We start from the raw sequence: 16,396 nt of genomic DNA on the forward strand, positions 1-16,396 counted from the left end.
TATCCGCTCCTTATATATCCAGTTTAGGCAGTGACTTCTCATATTCCGGTCTTAAATGTTCATACTGCTCCGGAAGTTTCAGTGAAGTGCCGAGTTCTGATTTATCTTCATCGACATCAAATCCGGGTCCGTCAGTTGCGAATTCAAATACCACATTGCCCTTTTCACCAATATAAATCGATTTGAAATAATTCCTGTCCCTGACTTCCGTTACACCGAATCCGTCTTCAGTCAGTGCACTCTGCCATTCTTTTAAAACATCCAAATCCGGTACAGACCATGCGATATGGTGGACAGTTCCAATGCCGAACCGTCCTCTTGGCTCTGGTGGTAATGAAGTGATGATATGATGCTTTTCTGCGCCCACAGTTTCAAAGTGCTGATTACTATCATTTATATTTATTTCATTCAACCCCATTTTTCCTGTCAGCAATTCTTTAGTTCCATCAGGATCGCCGGATAACAGTTCTGCACCGTGAAATCCTATGATGCCATTGCTGTCAGCAGTTTCCGTACCTTCAACAATCGCAAGATCGAGTGCGTGGACATCACTGAATTCTAAAGTCTTTGCTCCAAAAAATTCGGTTTCTTTAATCTCCACACCATGATCGGCCAAACGGTTCTTCCAGTAATCAATGCTGCCTTTAGGCACTCTGTAAGCGATTCTGCCGACCTGGCCGCTGCCTTTTCGGCCAACGTTATCGTTCGTCCAGGGGAAGAAAGTGATTACCGTTCCCGGCGTCACATCTTCATCCGAAAAATACAGATGATACACTCCATTATCGTCAAAGTTCACTGTCTGCTTGATTAATCTCTGACCTAAAACATCTCTGTAAAATTTCAAATTTTCGTTTGGATCTCCTACAATCGCTGTAATATGGTGAATCCTTTGAATAGCTTCCATACTTTCATCTCCCGATTTATCATATATTATTATTATTTATCTGTACGCGCTGTATCAAAGTGACGGACCTGGGCCTCAATCTGCTCACGCTTTGGTTCAAGCATCGGCGGAAGCGCCAGACTCTCGCCAAGTGTTTCATACGGTTCATCACCCATGAATCCTGGCCCGTCAGTGGATAGTTCTATTAAGATATGTCCGACTCTCGCATATAAAGCTTCAAAGTAGAATCTGTCCACATTGCCGGAATGACCGACACCAAGTTCATTGTACTTCTCTTCCCATGCCTTGATCGCAGCATGGTCCTCCACTCTGAAGGAAACATGGTGAACTTCTCCGTAGCCCTGCTGTCCCTGTTTCGTCTCATCTTTTCTCAAGATGACCTGACCGCCGTTACCGCCGGCACCGACTTCAAACACGGTCACATCATCTTCCTCAATGATCGGTTTCATATCATATATTGATGTCAATACCTGCTTGAAATCATCATAGTAGCTTACCGTTATTTCAATCGGTCCCAGTCCGTATATCGCTTTATCTTCCGGAACAGGTCCATTTTTCCAAGGTGTACCCGGTTCTACACCTTCGTTATTTTCATCTGAGAAAAGCTGGTATCTCTGACCGTCCGACTCTTCAAAAGGTAATACCTTTTTGCCAAACAACTCTTTAATACCTTCATTCTTAACACCGAATTCATTAAAACGTTCCAGGTAATATTCCAGTGCTGCATCATCCGGCACCCGAAGACCTGTCCTTGAAATTGAGTTCGTGCCGCGGATGCCTTTAGGATTGTTCGGAAAATCAAAGAATGTCATGTCCGTCCCCGGAGACCCGACATCATCCGCAAAAAAAGTATGATATGTCTGTATATCATCCTGGTTCACGGTCTTCTTAACAAGACGCATTCCAAGTATATTTGTAAAAAATTCATAGTTTCTCACCGCATCATCTGTCATTGCCGTTACGTGATGAATGCCTAATAATTCTGTAGTCATATATATCCTCCAAATTTATTATCTCCAATTCGAGATATTAGTTCTAATTTTAAGCTTATACCAAAGATATAAACTTTACTTTTCCAATAGAAGCTCTGCATGGGTGCCGATACGCTTCAATAAATTGATCGCATCTTCTACTTCACCATCGTTCCACTCATCAAAAATCGAATTGATCAAATGCTCCTGCTGGGCAACCCGGGTGTCCATATATTCCTTACCCGCTTCTGTAATGCAGGCAAACATTTTCCGGCGGTCTTCCGGGCATGGTCTTCTATATAAGAAGCCTTTGTCCTCAAGTTTATCGATGACATAAGTGATGCTGCCGGCCCCCAGCAGGATACGCCTGCCAATCGACTGGATCGGCTGATCGCCTTTATGATAGAGCAGTTCCATCACCGCATATTCGTTCAAATTGATTTCTTTTTTGAGAAAATCCTGTTTGATGAGCTTTTGAACTGACTGGGAAGATTTCATGAATACCGTAAAAGCTTTAATACGCGGATCCTTTTCTTCCAAAGCAACGCACACCCTTTTAGTTCTAATTTAATTATATTAAATTTAATCTATTCACTTTCGAGATTTATCATATGACAGATATAAACGAGAGTCAAGAGACAGGTTTGAAAAAGTGAATATTTTTTTGACTTACAAATGAAAATGTCCACTTGGCGTAAAGGGATGGCCAGACATAGAAAAGAGTGCCATCACAATCACATGTGGTGGCACTCTTTCAGATATACTCTTATAATTCTGTACGATACTCTATCGCTTTGGACAATGTTACTTCATCTGCATATTCCAGATCCCCGCCGACAGGCAGCCCGTGGGCAAGTCTTGTCGTTTTCAGACCGATCGGTTTGACGAGTCTTGAAATGTACATCGCTGTGGACTCACCTTCGATGTTTGGATTGGTCGCAAGAATCAATTCCTGGACTTCTTCATCTTTCAGGCGTTCCAGCAGCGGCGGGATATTGATATCTTCAGGTCCGATACCGTCCATCGGGCTGATTGCACCATGCAGGACGTGGTACATGCCACGGTATTCCCGCATTTTCTCCATTGCGATGACGTCCTTTGTATCCTGGACGACACAGATGACGCTTCTGTCCCTTGATTTATCCGAACATATATAACACGGGTCCACATCAGTGATATGACCGCACACTGAACAGAACTGCAATTCTCTTTTCACTTCCATCAGGCTGCGCGAAAAAGCAACGACGTCCTCTTCATTCATGTTCAAAACATAAAATGCCAGACGCTGGGCTGTTTTCGGCCCAATGCCCGGCAATTTCATGAAGCTGTCAATGAGCTTTGAAATTGGTTCAGGATAATGCATATTACATCATTCCTGGAATGTTTAAACCTTTAGTGTGTTTACCTAAACGGTCACTCATCAGTTCATCCGCTTTAGTCATCGCTTCGTTCGTTGCAGCAACAACCAGGTCCTGCAGCATTTCAATATCTTCAGGATCTACAACTTCTTCACTGATTTCAACATCCATGATTTCTTTCTGGCCGGATACAGTCACTTTGACCATGCCGCCGCCAGCTGAGCCTACAACGGTTTCTTCTTTCAGCTTTTCCTGCTCTTCTTCCATTTTCTTTTGCATTTTCTGCATTTGCTTCATCATGCCTTGCATGTTATTCATTCCACCGCGCATTTATAATTCCTCCAAAAATTTAATTTTCATTTATCCATTATATATGATTATTATTATACTATAAACCTTTATTAATCCCTAGTTTCCACTATACTGCTGTCGAACAGTTCCCTCGCAACATCGGATGGCTTTTTCTCATCAGTTTTCGTTTCCTGATTTTTGTTCGATTTTCTTTCTTTGATGTAGTCTGCTCTCACCTGCTGCCAGCTCGATTGAGGCACACCGACGACCTGGACTTCCTTGCCGATTATGGTCGGAATGACCGCTTCCAGTTCCTGCTTTTTCTTATCGTCGTTATTGATGAGTTCTGAATGTACATCGTTATCAAACTTGATCAGTACATGTGTATCACTCGCTGCCACGGGTTCCGAATCTTTGATCAGTGACCTTAAAGCATGGAATTTCTTCTCTTCCACATATTGATACACCTGCGGCCATCCGTCTTTCAGCTTAACAATATCTTCCTTGTTGGCCTTATCCAGCACTTTTTCAATCTGGCTGATCGAGTATCCTTTACCGCTCGAGCGTTTACTCTGAGACTTTCTCGCATCGCTGTTTGACTGCGGTGCGAGCTGGGCCTGTTCCAGCCTGCGTTCAAGTTCACTCAACTTCTCTTCGATATGAGACAGGTCCACTTCAGGGGCTTCCACTACATTATTGTGTTTTGACAACACTTCAATCAACTTCACGATGACCACTTCAAGATGGACACTCGTATTTACGGAAAACCTCATCATGACCATCGCATCATTCAAAACATCAATCATTTCATAAAGCACTTTATCTTCAACATTGTAAAATGCAATATCTTCATTCATCTCATTAGAATGCTTCATAAGAATGATATCCCTGATGTAATAAACCAGCTCATGAATCAGACGGGTCGGGTCTTTACCCTCGTCGATAAATTGATGATACTGTATGAAAGCTGCTCTCGAGTCTTTATTTTCAATGAGTTTCAGCCACTCATTCAAAGCATCCTGCTTGATGCCGCCGGTGATCATCACTGCATCATCCAATGTGATGATATCATTGCTGTAGGCGATGACCTGATCCATGATACTCAAGGCGTCACGCATCCCGCCTTCAGCTGTTCTTGAGATGTAGTCAAGCGCTTCGTCATTGTATTCGATCGACTCGGAATCTGCTACATATTTCAGGCGCTCAATAATTTCATTATTTTCAATCGCTTTAAAATCGAATCTCTGACAGCGTGAAATGATTGTTGCCGGTATTTTATGAGGTTCTGTTGTTGCAAGGATGAATATTGCATGGTCCGGCGGTTCTTCCAATGTTTTGAGCAGTGCGTTGAATGCGCCGGTCGTCAGCATATGCACCTCGTCTATGATATACACTTTATATTGCGTAAGTGAAGGGGCATACTTCACTTTCTCTCTCAGGCTTCTGATTTCATCGACACCGTTATTACTCGCAGCATCAATTTCTATCACATCATTGGCACTGCCGTCAGTAATGCTGATGCATACATCACATTCATTGCACGGTTCGCCCTCCTCGCCAAACTGGCAGTTCAGTGCTTTCGCAAAGATTTTCGCGATACTTGTTTTACCCGTCCCTCTCGGTCCACTGAATAAATAAGCATGTGATTCCTTATTTCTGATGATTGCATTTTTTAATGTTTTAGTCACATGTTTCTGCCCGACGACGTCTGTAAAACTCTGGGGCCGAAATGCACGATATAACGCTTGATACTCCATTCAGCGGCACCTCCACATTTTCTGATATCGTTCACTATTATAACATTAATAACATATCTTTTACGAATTAAAAAAGACTGTATCTATAAATATAGATACAGTCTCATATATGTAGCCGTGCACCGCTTCCTCGAAAGATCAGAACAAACGTTACTTAAAACATCAGCTCAACCTCGGCAACCCTACGGCACATGGGATGGGTCACTTAATGCTGCTTCCTTCCGGACCTGACATGATTCATGACGTCCCATTGCATAGGACCGAAGTCTCAACACCGATGAGATTAAGGCAGTCTTCACACTGACTTCCTCAGAAGCGGGATTCAGCCTTGCTGGAGCGGATTGCAAGTACAGGGCACCGCTAATTCCCCGCTTAGCACGGTATCTTACATAATAACAAAATTGAATTTATGTTGCAAGGAATTTTTACTCACCCGTAAATCTTCTTGAAAAATCGACGAATTTAAACTCACTTGCCAGGTGTTTTGATACATTGCACTGGAAAGGTGTGGCATCACTCAAATGTACAACCGATTTGACATTTGCCGTATATGGCGGCTGGACCGGCCCGAACAATGTTATATCCAGTTCGGTCATCGGACTGAATGTAATCTCTTTTTGGGAATATGAGATTTTGTGGCCCAATCTCTCTTCTATATATTCATATATGGAGCCTTCGGCTATTTCTTCAGTCAGACCGGGCATCATGTCATACATGAAATAATCGGTATCTATGATATGCGTCTTACCTTCATACAGCCTTTGACGGATCAGCTGCCATACCAAAGTGTCACCATTCAGGTTTAACGACTCCTGGACATTCGGAAATTCATCCGCACGGAATCTCTCTAAACTGTAAACATTTGTAGTGTATATTTTCTCCTGCTGTTCCTGAACTTCTTTGAAACTCGTTAAGTGAGACACTGTCAGGTTCATTGAAGGATTGTATATGATAACGGAACCTTTACCCTTCATCTTCTGAATATATCCGTTCTCCTGCAGAAGATTCAACGCTTTTCTCACCGTTTCCCTGGAAACGCCGAAACTCTTCAGCAGCTTATGTTCAGACGGCAGAATATCCCCCGCTTCATATTTACCTTCAACGATATCACTCGATAAAGATTGATAAATTTGATTGTACTTATTTAAATTCATAGCGTCACCTTAGTCAATTCAATTTTAAACCGTTGTTTCAATTGTAACAGTTATTTCCTGTAAATCATCATCGTTTCAAAAGGTCTCAGTTCCGATATTTGATTATCGTAATTTGAGGTTAAAATTTCACCGCCTGTATCGACATCTTCAGGGTAAGGTATCATCTTGTCGCTGTAGTTTGAAATGACGAGGAGCGACTCGCCGCTGAGGGTTCTTTCATAGGCGAACAAGTCCTTATCCTTCATCAATAAAGGCCTGATATCACCTGTTGTCAATATTTCCATATTGTGGCGTAAATCAATAAGCTTTTTATAAGTATAGAATACTGAATTATTATCTTCAACAGCTTTTTCAGCATTGATCTCAGAATAATTTCCCGCCACTTCAATCCATGGATCTCCGTCGGTAAATCCGCCATTTCTGCTGTCATCCCAATGCATAGGTGTACGGGCGTTATCTCTGGACTTTTCTTTTAATATCTCAATGACTTCCTGATACGACAATCCTTTATCTCTAAGCATATCGTAGGCATTTAAACTTTCGACATCCCGGTACTGATCGATGCGGCTGAAGCCCGGATTGGTCATGCCGAGTTCTTCACCCTGAAAAATATAAGGTGTGCCCTGCAGGCCGTGCAGTGAGATTGCAAGCATCTTTGCGCTCCGCTGACGGTTTTCCTCAGTATCATCTTTACCAAAGCGCGACACGACTCTCGGCTGATCATGATTGCACCAGAAAATCGCATTCCAGCCATCACCTTCATAAATGCCGAGCTGCCACTTCATTAACGTCTCTTTCAGCTGAATAAAATCATAAGATGCTTTCGTCCATTTTTCATCATTCGGGTAATCCACTTTTAAATGATGGAAATTAAAAACAGAGTTCAGCTCCTGTCTCTTTGGATTTGTATATTTGATACAGTGGTCGATTGTCGTCGATGACATTTCTCCGACAGTCATCACTTCTTTATCACCATAGGTCTGTCGATTCATTTCATGGATGTACTCATGAATCCGAGGACCGTCCGTATAGAATTCTTTGCCCGCTCCGTCCGAGTTTTTGAATTCTCCTTTAGAGAGCAGATTCACTACATCAAACCTGAAGCCGTCTATGCCAAAGTCTATCCAGTAATTGATCATGTCATAAATTTCATGACGGACCTTCTCATTTTCCCAGTTAAGATCTGCCTGAGTAATATCAAACAGTCTTAAATAATATTGGTTCGTGTCATCATCGTAAGCCCACGCATTGCCGCCGAATTTTGATTCCCAGTTCGTCGGCGGCGTATCATATGTTCCGTCCTTCCATATATAATAATCGCGGTATGGATTATCTTTTGATTTTCTGGACTCTACGAACCACGGATGTTCAGTCGAAGTATGATTGAATGCCAGATCCATCATAACTTTCAAATCTCTTTTATGCGCTTCATCAAGCAGTTCCTGCAAATCTTCCTTCGTGCCGAACTGAGGATTGATTTCATAATAGTTACTGATATCGTAACCATTATCATTCATCGGGGATTCGTATACAGGCGTCAGCCATATATAATCCACCCCGAGCAATTGTAAATAATCCAGTTTTTGAATAATGCCTTGAATATCGCCTGTACCATCACCATTCGAATCGTTGAATGATTTTGGATAGATCTGATACACAACCGACTTTTTCCAATCTGAAACAGCCACTGTCAAAACTCCTTTTAAGTTAGTCTACGTCAACCATATCTTTTGCTTGATTTTTTGCAAACTTCGAGAACACAAGTGTTAGTACAAACGGCACTACGATTGCAATCAGCATGCCGATAGAGAACAGCAGCCAGAAACCTTCTGTAATCGAGATGACTCCCGGCACACCACCGACACCGACACTGTATGCTGTCAGCATATTGGCACCGAACAGACCCCCGACGACAGAGGTCGTCAGTATCGCGGCAACGAATGGATATTTAAGCGGCAGGTTCACACCGAACATCGCAGGTTCAGTGACACCGAGCCAGCCCGAGATTCCTGAAGTCATCGCCAGACCTTCTTCTTTTTTCTTTTTATTTCTACGGTAGACCATCCATGCACCAAATGCTGCAGAACCTTGCGCAATATTTGAAATCGCAAGGATAGGCCATAAGAATGTAGACCCCGTCGTACCTATAAGCTGCAGGTCGACTGCCAGGAACATATGGTGCATCCCGGTAATTACAAGCGGTGCATAGAACAGGCCGTATACAGCTCCACCCAGAATACCCGCTGTTTCGAACAACCAGATGATAGCATCTGTAACAAGCGTACTGCCCCATAAAGTAATCGGACCTATTATTGTATAAGTAAGAATTCCGACAACAACCAGTGCGACCGGTGCAACAACAAGCAGTTTAAACATGTCAGGGACACGCTTATTCAGGAAATTTTCAACTTTGGCAAGCACCCACGTCGCCACAAGAACAGGCAGGACCTGCCCCTGATAGTTCAATTGCTGTACTTCCAGACCGAACACATTCCAAGTCGGGATCTCTGCCAGTTCTCCGGCCTCACTGTCGAAAAGCCCGTATTGGCTCGTAAGATCCGGGTGACACAGTGCCACACCAAGTGCTATACCGAGCAGCGGATTTCCCCCGAACACCCTCATCGCAGACCAGCCGATCAGCACAGGAAGGAAGATGAATGGTGCAACGGCAATGAAGTTGACCATGCTCGCAATACCTTCCACGCCAGGGAAACGTGTAATCACAGAATCAGCTTCAAAGAACAGGCCCTCCAAAGTAAGCAGGTTGTTCAGACCGAGCAGAAGACCTGCTGTAACAATCGCTGGTAAAATCGGGATGAAGATATCCCCCAGCATTTTGATGAACCGCTGCAATGGATTCATCTTAGTTGCAGCAGCTTCCTTCACTTCATCTTTGGAACCGCCGCCTTTACCCGTCTCTTCTTCAAAGATTTTAAACGCTTCATCCACCGTCCCCTGGCCGATAACCACCTGGAACTGGTTGTTCGCGGCAAACGACCCTTTTACAAGATCGATAGAGTCCAGTTTTTCTTTGTCCACTTTACTCTCATCATCCAATGCCAGACGCAGCCTCGTCACACAATGCGTGGCTGCATTAACGTTTTCTTTTCCACCGAGTGCTTCGATTATCTTCTTTACATCATCACGATTTACTGCCATGCCACTCACCCCTTTATTTATATAAAAACTTTATCATGTATAGACAACGATGACAAGAAAACCCACCGCCAATTTTTGTATATTCAAAATATTCCATCATAATTCAATTATATTTTATAACACAAAAAAACACCAGAAGCAGCAGCTGCTGATTCCGGTGTAATTTTAGGATAGGAAATATTTATTATTATTATCAGTTAATTAATATATACCACATTTTTATGAGTTAAAACATACTATTTTAATTATTTCTCACTTTTTTGAATAATAGTACGAATAAACTGATTAAGGCGAAAACAATGCCTGTGCCGATCAAAGTCCAGTCCATGGTACTTAAAGTCCCCGTCTCCACTGCCATGACATCCTCATTCGTTTCAACAGTCTCTGAATTTTCTTCAACCGCTTCCTCTTCTTCAACTTCATTTAAAATGATTTTTAAGCCTCTTTTACTGCGGTCTGTCACTTCCACGTCCAAAGTTGATTCGGAGATTTCATAACCTTCAGCCGCAGTGACTTCTATCTGATAATCGCCTGACGGAACTTCTTCGAATAGAAAGCTGCCGTCATCATCGGTAACAACACTCTGTTCGTCAAACGATTCTCCGCTTAATATAAGTTCATTACCCTCGATTCCCCCGCCGTCTTCATCAACCACTTCACCGGAAATGGAGAAAGTCCCGGCATCTAAAGTATTAACATCGACAGTCGGTTCAGGTTCCACAACTTCCACAGGTTCTTCCATCACCGGCACTTCTTCAACCGGTTCCTCAATGACCGGTTCTTCATATTCAGGCTCAGGTTCAACCGGCTCTTCGATAACTGGTTCTTCCTGTACAGGTTCCTCATAGTTTTCTGCAGGTACCTGTTCTGGACCCCGATTGCCGCCTTCATTATTGTAATAATTCTCATTGTTATCATAATTGTCATTATTCCAATTATTATTGTCGTTATAGTTGTTATTATTCCAATTATTGTTATTCTCGTTATCATATGATTCTTCGGACTCTGTCCAGCCATTCTCTCCTGACGATTCAGAGTAATCATTTTGCTGTTGTCCCCGTTCATCATTCATTGAGTCATTTTGTTCTTCGGTATTTTCATTATTGAAGTTCTGACCGGGTTGCAATGTGTTTGCCATTACGCTGACCGGCAATAGTGCCAAAAAAAGACTGGATATTATAAAAAGCAGCTTAAACTTGATGTTCCCCACTCCTTCGTTAAGTTGTACATTATCACATTAAATATAACATAAATTGTCACTGGCATTACATAAATAATATCGCAATTTAATTGATCCATTCTTTATCATATAATGATCTAAAGCTTCACGGTTACAGTATTCATTCAACAATACAACTATCCATGTATAATCGTTATAACAATTATAACGTGGATGCGATTTTATGAAAAAATACGAAAGAAAAGTGACTAAAATAGGTAACAGTTATGGGGTCTCTCTTCCTGTTGATCTACTAAAAGAAACCGGATTAACATACGGGGGCAATATTCAAATAGAGCGTGAAGAGGGGAAAATCATTTTAAGAAAAAAAGAAATCATAGATCTTCCTGAAGGTGTTGATGCCGAATTCATGGATGTATTAAATGATGTAATCAAAGAACATGACAAAGCATTCAAAGGATTGGTTGACAGATGATGGAGGAGGTTGTCTATCTGACAACAAACCAGGTCATTGCTATAAATACTATACAAATCAGTCTCTACTCTCCGAATGAACCAATGGGAGTAAAAGAACCTGATCTGCTCGACTCTGCATTAAATCGTCCCAAGCAGTCGGCTTTTAGACGTGACGCTTATCCCACAATCCATGAAAAAGCAGCTGCACTTTTTGAATCAACAGCCAAAAATCATGCTTTTTTCAATGCGGATAAACCCACAGCCTTAGCCTCACTGATTATATTTTTAAAGCTGAATGGCTACAGGTGGAATATGGGAATAGAAGATGAGCAGGATTTTACGGTCGATGTAGTGAATCATAAATATACGTTCGTAGAAATTATTTCAATGATTAAAAATCATACTGAAAAAATATGAACCCATTTCCAATTAATCTGGAAATGGATTCAGGAAAAATTTTATCATCAGAATATTAAGATGCCATTTATCCAACGACAGTGATGGATTGTATATTCATCAATTGGAAATTGACAGCCATGGGCGTTTATTTTCCCAATGGACTTTCACCGGGGTTTTATAAATATCACTTAAATTCTCCGACGTCAGTACATCTTCTTTTTTACCGCTGACTACAGCCTCGCCGTCTTTCATCAATAATACGTGGGTGATGACATCCGTGATTTCTTCAATGTGGTGGGTGACATAGATCAGGTGGCTTTCACGCTCTTTAATATTTTGCGTGATGCCGAGCACATCCTCACGCGATAATATATCAAGACCCGAACATGGTTCATCCAGTATGAGAAGCTCTGGATTGGTCATCAGTGCCCGACCGATGATCGCCCGTCTTTTTTCACCTTGAGACAATGTCCTGTAATATTGACCATTCAAATAATCCAGTCTCAAGTCAGTCATTATACTTTCCGCTTTCCGTCGGTCATCTTCAGTCACTTCTCTGTAAATTCCAAATGAAGAAAATTTCCCGCTGAGCACGATATCTTCCACCGTCTGGTTGTTTAAAGTTGCATCGAATCTTTCCAGTGCAGTTGAAACCACACCGATTCTCTTACGCATTTCAGGGATGCTCGCTTTCCCAAAAGTCGTGTCGAGTATAGTGACATCACCCATGGTCGGATAATTATAACCTGTCACAATGTTCAGCAAAGATGTTTTACCGGACCCGTTCAACCCAAGGACCGCCCAATGTTCACCGCTATTTATCATCCAGTTGATATCCTTTAGAATTTCCTGTCCACCCTTAATCCATTTCACATCTTTGATATTTATAATCTTATCCATATGTATCACTCCCGTTAGATGTTTATCCCTATCATAGTCAATTTCACATAAAAAAAGAAGACAGGAGGCTCCCATCTTCAAATTAATAGCTATTATTCATCTTCAGCCAGTTCATAACCGGCACTTACTAATTGCTCTTCAGATTGTTCCATGCTGATAAACTGAGCATCTTCTGCCTCTTCGTCAAATTCAGCGCCTTCAAGATTCGCGATTTCACCAAGATCTGCGACAGTATAGTCAACTTCTAACATTTCGACAATCCCATCATCACTGTACTCTATACTATGTTCCACACCGTCAACACTGCTGTAATCCACAGATTCTTCTTCCAGTAAGCTTCTCGCTTCATCTTCATTTTCTACAGCCAGAGCTTCATAAGTAATTTCACTTTCTGAAGTCTGTCTTTGAACTTCATCATCAATATGATAGTAGACCAACTCGTTCATGTAACCTTCTTCTTCCATAATGAATGTTTTTGACTGTTCTTCTCCGGATGCTGCTTCCTCACCGGCAGCAGCTTCTGAGTTCTCTTGTTCAGTACTGTTTTCTGAGTCGGCACCCTCATCTTCTATTTCTTCCTCGTCTGATACAGGTTCTCCGGGACCGTCCTCTGCCGATTCACTTTCTTCAGTCTCAGCTTCATCGCTGGTATCTGTTTCTTCTTCACCATTTCCACAGGCTGTGATAACCAGGGCCATCCCGCAAATAGTAAACAGTTTAAATAGTCGTTTCATAAGAACTCTCCTCCGATTGAAATAAAAAACACGTTTCAAATCTATCATTAAAATATTCCATAATCAATATAATCTATATTTGCCCTATATCTATTCAACAAAACTCATGACAACAAAAAACTGCAGAAAACCTTCATGATTTTCTGCAGTTTTAAATTTTATACGTCAAACAGGTTGTTAAATGATTCTGCCATCGTCGGATGGGTATATATATTATTTTTCAAAGCCGTTGCGGTAATATCATGGTCGATTGCAAGTTTGACGATATTGATGATTTCTTCGGAGCTTTTACCATAAAGACTGGCGCCGAGTACTTTATCCGTATCTTTATCGACGACCGCCTTGAAGACGCCGCGTTCATCATTATTGACTTTATGACGCGGGATTTCTTTTACAGGCACTTTACCTTCAACCACTTCATGGCCTTTTTTCTTCGCCTGTGAAGCTGTCATGCCGACTCTCGAAAATGGCGGGTCGATGAATACCGTATATGGCACTGCGCCGCGATTTTCAGTTGTCCGCTTACCGTCACCTTTCAGCTGGTCGTAAACGATTCTGAAATCATCGAGTGAAATGTACGTAAACTGCATGCCGCCTTTTACATCGCCGACAGCGTAAATGTTTTCTGCGGATGTCTGCAGGTTACCATTCACTTCCACTGCGCCGTCATCATCCAGCGTCACGCCGGCATTCTCCACAGAAAGACTGCCCGTGTTTGGTACACGTCCAGTGGCCACCAGCATGGCGTCTGCCTTAAATTTTCCGTTGTCCGTTTCAACCAGCACTGAGTCACCATCATTGGAAACTTTCGTCGTTTCCGTGCCGCTCACGAATTCGACTCCCGCTTCCACCAGATCATCATATACAGCTGTGCCGATATCTTTATCTTCTTTAATCAGCACATGCTCTGATCTGTCGATGACCGTCACCTTCGTCCCTAATTTGGTGAATAAAGAGATGAACTCCAAGGATACGTACCCCGCACCATGGACAACCAGTGAATCCGGCTGATGATCCAGCTCCATAATGCCTTCTGAATCAAAAATATTTTTAGTAGTGTCTATACCTTCAATACCTGGTATATTGCTTTTTGCACCTGTATTGATGACAATCGTCTCTGCTGTAAGTTCTTCTTTAACGTTGTCGCCGTCTAATATTTCAACAGTTTTATTATCTTTGAAACGTGCTGTATTCGTATATACATCAACGTTTTCGTTGTCTGCCAGATTAGCGTAGTTCTTTTTATTCAACCCATTCACAACGTCAATTTTTCTGTCCATCGCATCTTTAAAGGATTCGCCTCGTCCGGCTTCTTCAATCAGTGTTTTCGAAGGGATGCAGGCGATGTTGATACACGCACCGCCGTACATTTTGCTGCTCTTTTCAATAAGAGCCACTTTTTTACCGCCATTGCCGAGAGCGCCCGCCAAAGTCTTACCGGCTTTACCAAAACCAATAATAATTATGTCATAACTCATTTAACACCCTCCATTAATAATCAATACTATTAATATTCCCGGTATGTGTGATTCAAAACCCGGCGGAGCGTATAGTCTACGGCCAGAGCAGGTGTTTATGCCATCTTCCTCGAATCTTTTCGTACTCAAGGCGGGTGTGCGCCAGATCTTTCCTCGCCTGGAAGAACTCCATCTTTTCAGGCTTCACTTTATATATTGTCCATGTTTTATAGGCTTCTTTCTCGTTTTCAACTAATTCCATCGCATGCTGCATCTCCCGGTCCAGTTCGTCCAAACTCTCCAGTTCCGCACTCTGCTTAGCGATAATCGACAGTGCTTTCGATGTATTATTCCGATTGATGAAGTCCGCTCTGTTCTCTTCTTCATCGGCAATGACCACACTTCCTGTCACCCGAATCTGCCTGCCGACTTCACGCCAGTAAAATGTCATCGCCACATTCTTATTATTTTCCATGTCCAGACCTTTGCGGCTTTCAGAATTCGAGCCGATAATAAAACCTTCTTTGTCCATATCCCGCAGATTCACAATCCGGGCACTTGGAGAACCTTGCGCGTCCGCCGTACTGAAGATGAATGCACTCGGCTCCAATACTTCCGCATCCACAGCCTGATCGAACCACTCATAAAAAGTGTCCAGCGGATTGCCCGGTGCATCCTCAATTTTGAATTCAGGATAGTCCCCCGACAGGGGAGGATTTTTATAAATCAGCTTCTTTATATCCATATGATATCTCTCCTCACATTAAATATTATGATACTAGGTAAATTATAATTTTACAGTATATATATCGATGCATACACTATGAAATCCTTTAAAATAAAAAACACCATGCAGTGATAATTCTGCACAGTGTTCTTTATTCTATAATATTACTCAACAACCAGACTGACTTCACCCAGGTTTTCAAAAGTTGCCTTAAAGCGGTCGCCTTTTTCAATATCAACTGCTTTCGTCAATGCACCGGCAAGTATGAATTCACCTTTTTTCAAAGAAATATCATATTCACTTAAGGATTGAGCCAGCCACACTACAGCTTCGAGCGGGTTACCAAGTACAGCTGAGCCATAACCTTCATCCAGCTTCTCATCATTTTTGAAAACTTCTATCTTGACGTTCGGAAGGTCTATGTCAGACAGGTTTTTCTGTCCATCACCGATGACCATGCCAGCCGATGAACCATTATCCGAAACCGTATCTTCGAACTTTATTTTCCAGTCTTTTATACGGCTGTCAATAAGCTCTGCGACAGGCAGTGCATAATCGATGGCGTCAATGACAGTGTCCATGGATATGTCATTACTGTCGATATCTTTTTTCAACTTAAAGCCGATCTCAAACTCGACTCTCGGCCAGATGAATGATTCACTGTTGATTGTGGAATCAAACACCATATCATCAAATATATGACCATAGTCCGGCTTGTCCACGCCAAGCATCTCCTGCATCGCTTCGCTGGTGAGACCGATTTTTTTACCGACGATTTCAGCGCCATCATTATGACGGTTGTCTACATAAGCAAGCTGTACGCCATACGCTTCTTTCTCCGTCATATCAGGATACCGATCTGTAAAACTTTCTATAGGTGTTCTGTCTTTTTCTGCATTGTATATATCTAATCCAAGCTGTTTCACATCCATAATCCATGACTCACCTT

General features: G+C 42.2%; 17 protein-coding genes and 1 other RNA gene. 2 read left to right on the forward strand and 16 right to left on the reverse strand.

All coding sequences use genetic code 11. The annotated features are described in order from the left end of the window. Positions 1–10: 10 nt before the first annotated feature. The 11 genes from ACY8DT_RS05055 to ACY8DT_RS05105 all read right to left on the reverse strand — a co-directional run bounded on the left by ACY8DT_RS05055 (position 11) and on the right by ACY8DT_RS05105 (position 10,732). Complete coding sequence (locus ACY8DT_RS05055; protein ID WP_462421833.1) at positions 11–904, reverse strand: VOC family protein; 894 nt, start codon at positions 902–904, stop codon at positions 11–13. A gap of 32 nt (positions 905–936) precedes the next feature. After that, positions 937–1,896, reverse strand: a complete 960-nt coding sequence (locus ACY8DT_RS05060) for a ring-cleaving dioxygenase (RefSeq protein WP_462421834.1) — start codon at positions 1,894–1,896, stop codon at positions 937–939. 75 nt (positions 1,897–1,971) lie between these two features. Continuing rightward, positions 1,972–2,415, reverse strand: a complete 444-nt coding sequence (locus ACY8DT_RS05065; RefSeq protein WP_462421835.1) for a MarR family winged helix-turn-helix transcriptional regulator — start codon at positions 2,413–2,415, stop codon at positions 1,972–1,974. Positions 2,416–2,641: 226 nt separating this feature from the next. After that, positions 2,642–3,238, reverse strand: coding sequence for a recombination mediator RecR (recR, locus tag ACY8DT_RS05070; RefSeq protein WP_462421836.1), 597 nt, complete (start codon positions 3,236–3,238; stop codon positions 2,642–2,644). A gap of 1 nt (position 3,239) precedes the next feature. Further along, a complete protein-coding gene (locus ACY8DT_RS05075) occupies positions 3,240–3,563 on the reverse strand; it encodes a YbaB/EbfC family nucleoid-associated protein (protein WP_052255014.1) in 324 nt (107 codons plus the stop codon). Positions 3,564–3,634: 71 nt separating this feature from the next. Beyond that, positions 3,635–5,281, reverse strand: a complete 1,647-nt coding sequence (gene dnaX / locus ACY8DT_RS05080) for a DNA polymerase III subunit gamma/tau (protein WP_462421837.1) — start codon at positions 5,279–5,281, stop codon at positions 3,635–3,637. A 115-nt stretch (positions 5,282–5,396) separates the two neighbouring features. Then, positions 5,397–5,662: signal recognition particle sRNA large type (ffs, locus tag ACY8DT_RS05085), an RNA gene on the reverse strand. 44 nt (positions 5,663–5,706) lie between these two features. After that, positions 5,707–6,435, reverse strand: a complete 729-nt coding sequence (gene treR, locus ACY8DT_RS05090) for a trehalose operon repressor (protein ID WP_462421838.1) — start codon at positions 6,433–6,435, stop codon at positions 5,707–5,709. A 50-nt stretch (positions 6,436–6,485) separates the two neighbouring features. After that, positions 6,486–8,123: an alpha,alpha-phosphotrehalase gene (gene treC / locus ACY8DT_RS05095; RefSeq protein WP_462421839.1), complete on the reverse strand. Its 1,638-nt coding sequence runs from the start codon at positions 8,121–8,123 to the stop codon at positions 6,486–6,488. 19 nt (positions 8,124–8,142) lie between these two features. Then, positions 8,143–9,594 carry a PTS system trehalose-specific EIIBC component gene (treP, locus tag ACY8DT_RS05100; RefSeq protein ID WP_462421840.1) on the reverse strand — a complete coding sequence of 484 codons (1,452 nt, stop codon included), beginning with the start codon at positions 9,592–9,594 and terminating at the stop codon, positions 8,143–8,145. A gap of 241 nt (positions 9,595–9,835) precedes the next feature. After that, on the reverse strand, positions 9,836–10,732 hold the full coding sequence (locus ACY8DT_RS05105; RefSeq protein ID WP_462421841.1) for a carboxypeptidase-like regulatory domain-containing protein: 897 nt from the start codon (positions 10,730–10,732) through the stop codon (positions 9,836–9,838). Between the two features lie 265 nt (positions 10,733–10,997). On the opposite strand from ACY8DT_RS05105, the gene ACY8DT_RS05110 reads away from it, so the two are divergent. Next, a complete protein-coding gene (locus ACY8DT_RS05110) occupies positions 10,998–11,249 on the forward strand; it encodes an AbrB/MazE/SpoVT family DNA-binding domain-containing protein (RefSeq protein WP_462421842.1) in 252 nt (83 codons plus the stop codon). After that, a complete protein-coding gene (locus ACY8DT_RS05115) occupies positions 11,246–11,647 on the forward strand; it encodes a type II toxin-antitoxin system death-on-curing family toxin (protein ID WP_462421843.1) in 402 nt (133 codons plus the stop codon). The genes ACY8DT_RS05110 and ACY8DT_RS05115 overlap by 4 nt, the downstream gene beginning before the upstream one ends. 99 nt (positions 11,648–11,746) lie before the next feature. Here ACY8DT_RS05115 and ACY8DT_RS05120 read toward each other — a convergent pair whose 3' ends face one another. From ACY8DT_RS05120 to ACY8DT_RS05140, 5 genes are all read right to left on the reverse strand, one after another. Further along, on the reverse strand, positions 11,747–12,529 hold the full coding sequence (locus ACY8DT_RS05120; RefSeq protein WP_462421844.1) for an ABC transporter ATP-binding protein: 783 nt from the start codon (positions 12,527–12,529) through the stop codon (positions 11,747–11,749). A gap of 92 nt (positions 12,530–12,621) precedes the next feature. Next, entirely contained in the window at positions 12,622–13,263 is a 642-nt protein-coding gene (locus ACY8DT_RS05125) for a DUF1307 domain-containing protein (RefSeq protein WP_462421845.1), read from the reverse strand. A gap of 158 nt (positions 13,264–13,421) precedes the next feature. Further along, on the reverse strand, positions 13,422–14,741 hold the full coding sequence (gene merA / locus ACY8DT_RS05130) for a hypothiocyanous acid reductase MerA (RefSeq protein WP_462421846.1): 1,320 nt from the start codon (positions 14,739–14,741) through the stop codon (positions 13,422–13,424). Positions 14,742–14,817: 76 nt separating this feature from the next. Beyond that, positions 14,818–15,465 (reverse strand): pyridoxine/pyridoxamine 5'-phosphate oxidase, encoded by a 648-nt coding sequence (locus ACY8DT_RS05135; protein WP_462421847.1) that lies wholly within the window; start codon positions 15,463–15,465, stop codon positions 14,818–14,820. A gap of 146 nt (positions 15,466–15,611) precedes the next feature. Beyond that, on the reverse strand, positions 15,612–16,379 hold the full coding sequence (locus tag ACY8DT_RS05140) for a 2-keto-4-pentenoate hydratase (protein WP_462421848.1): 768 nt from the start codon (positions 16,377–16,379) through the stop codon (positions 15,612–15,614). Positions 16,380–16,396 lie beyond the last annotated feature (17 nt).

This window comes from Salinicoccus sp. Marseille-QA3875 (genome assembly GCF_054950095.1).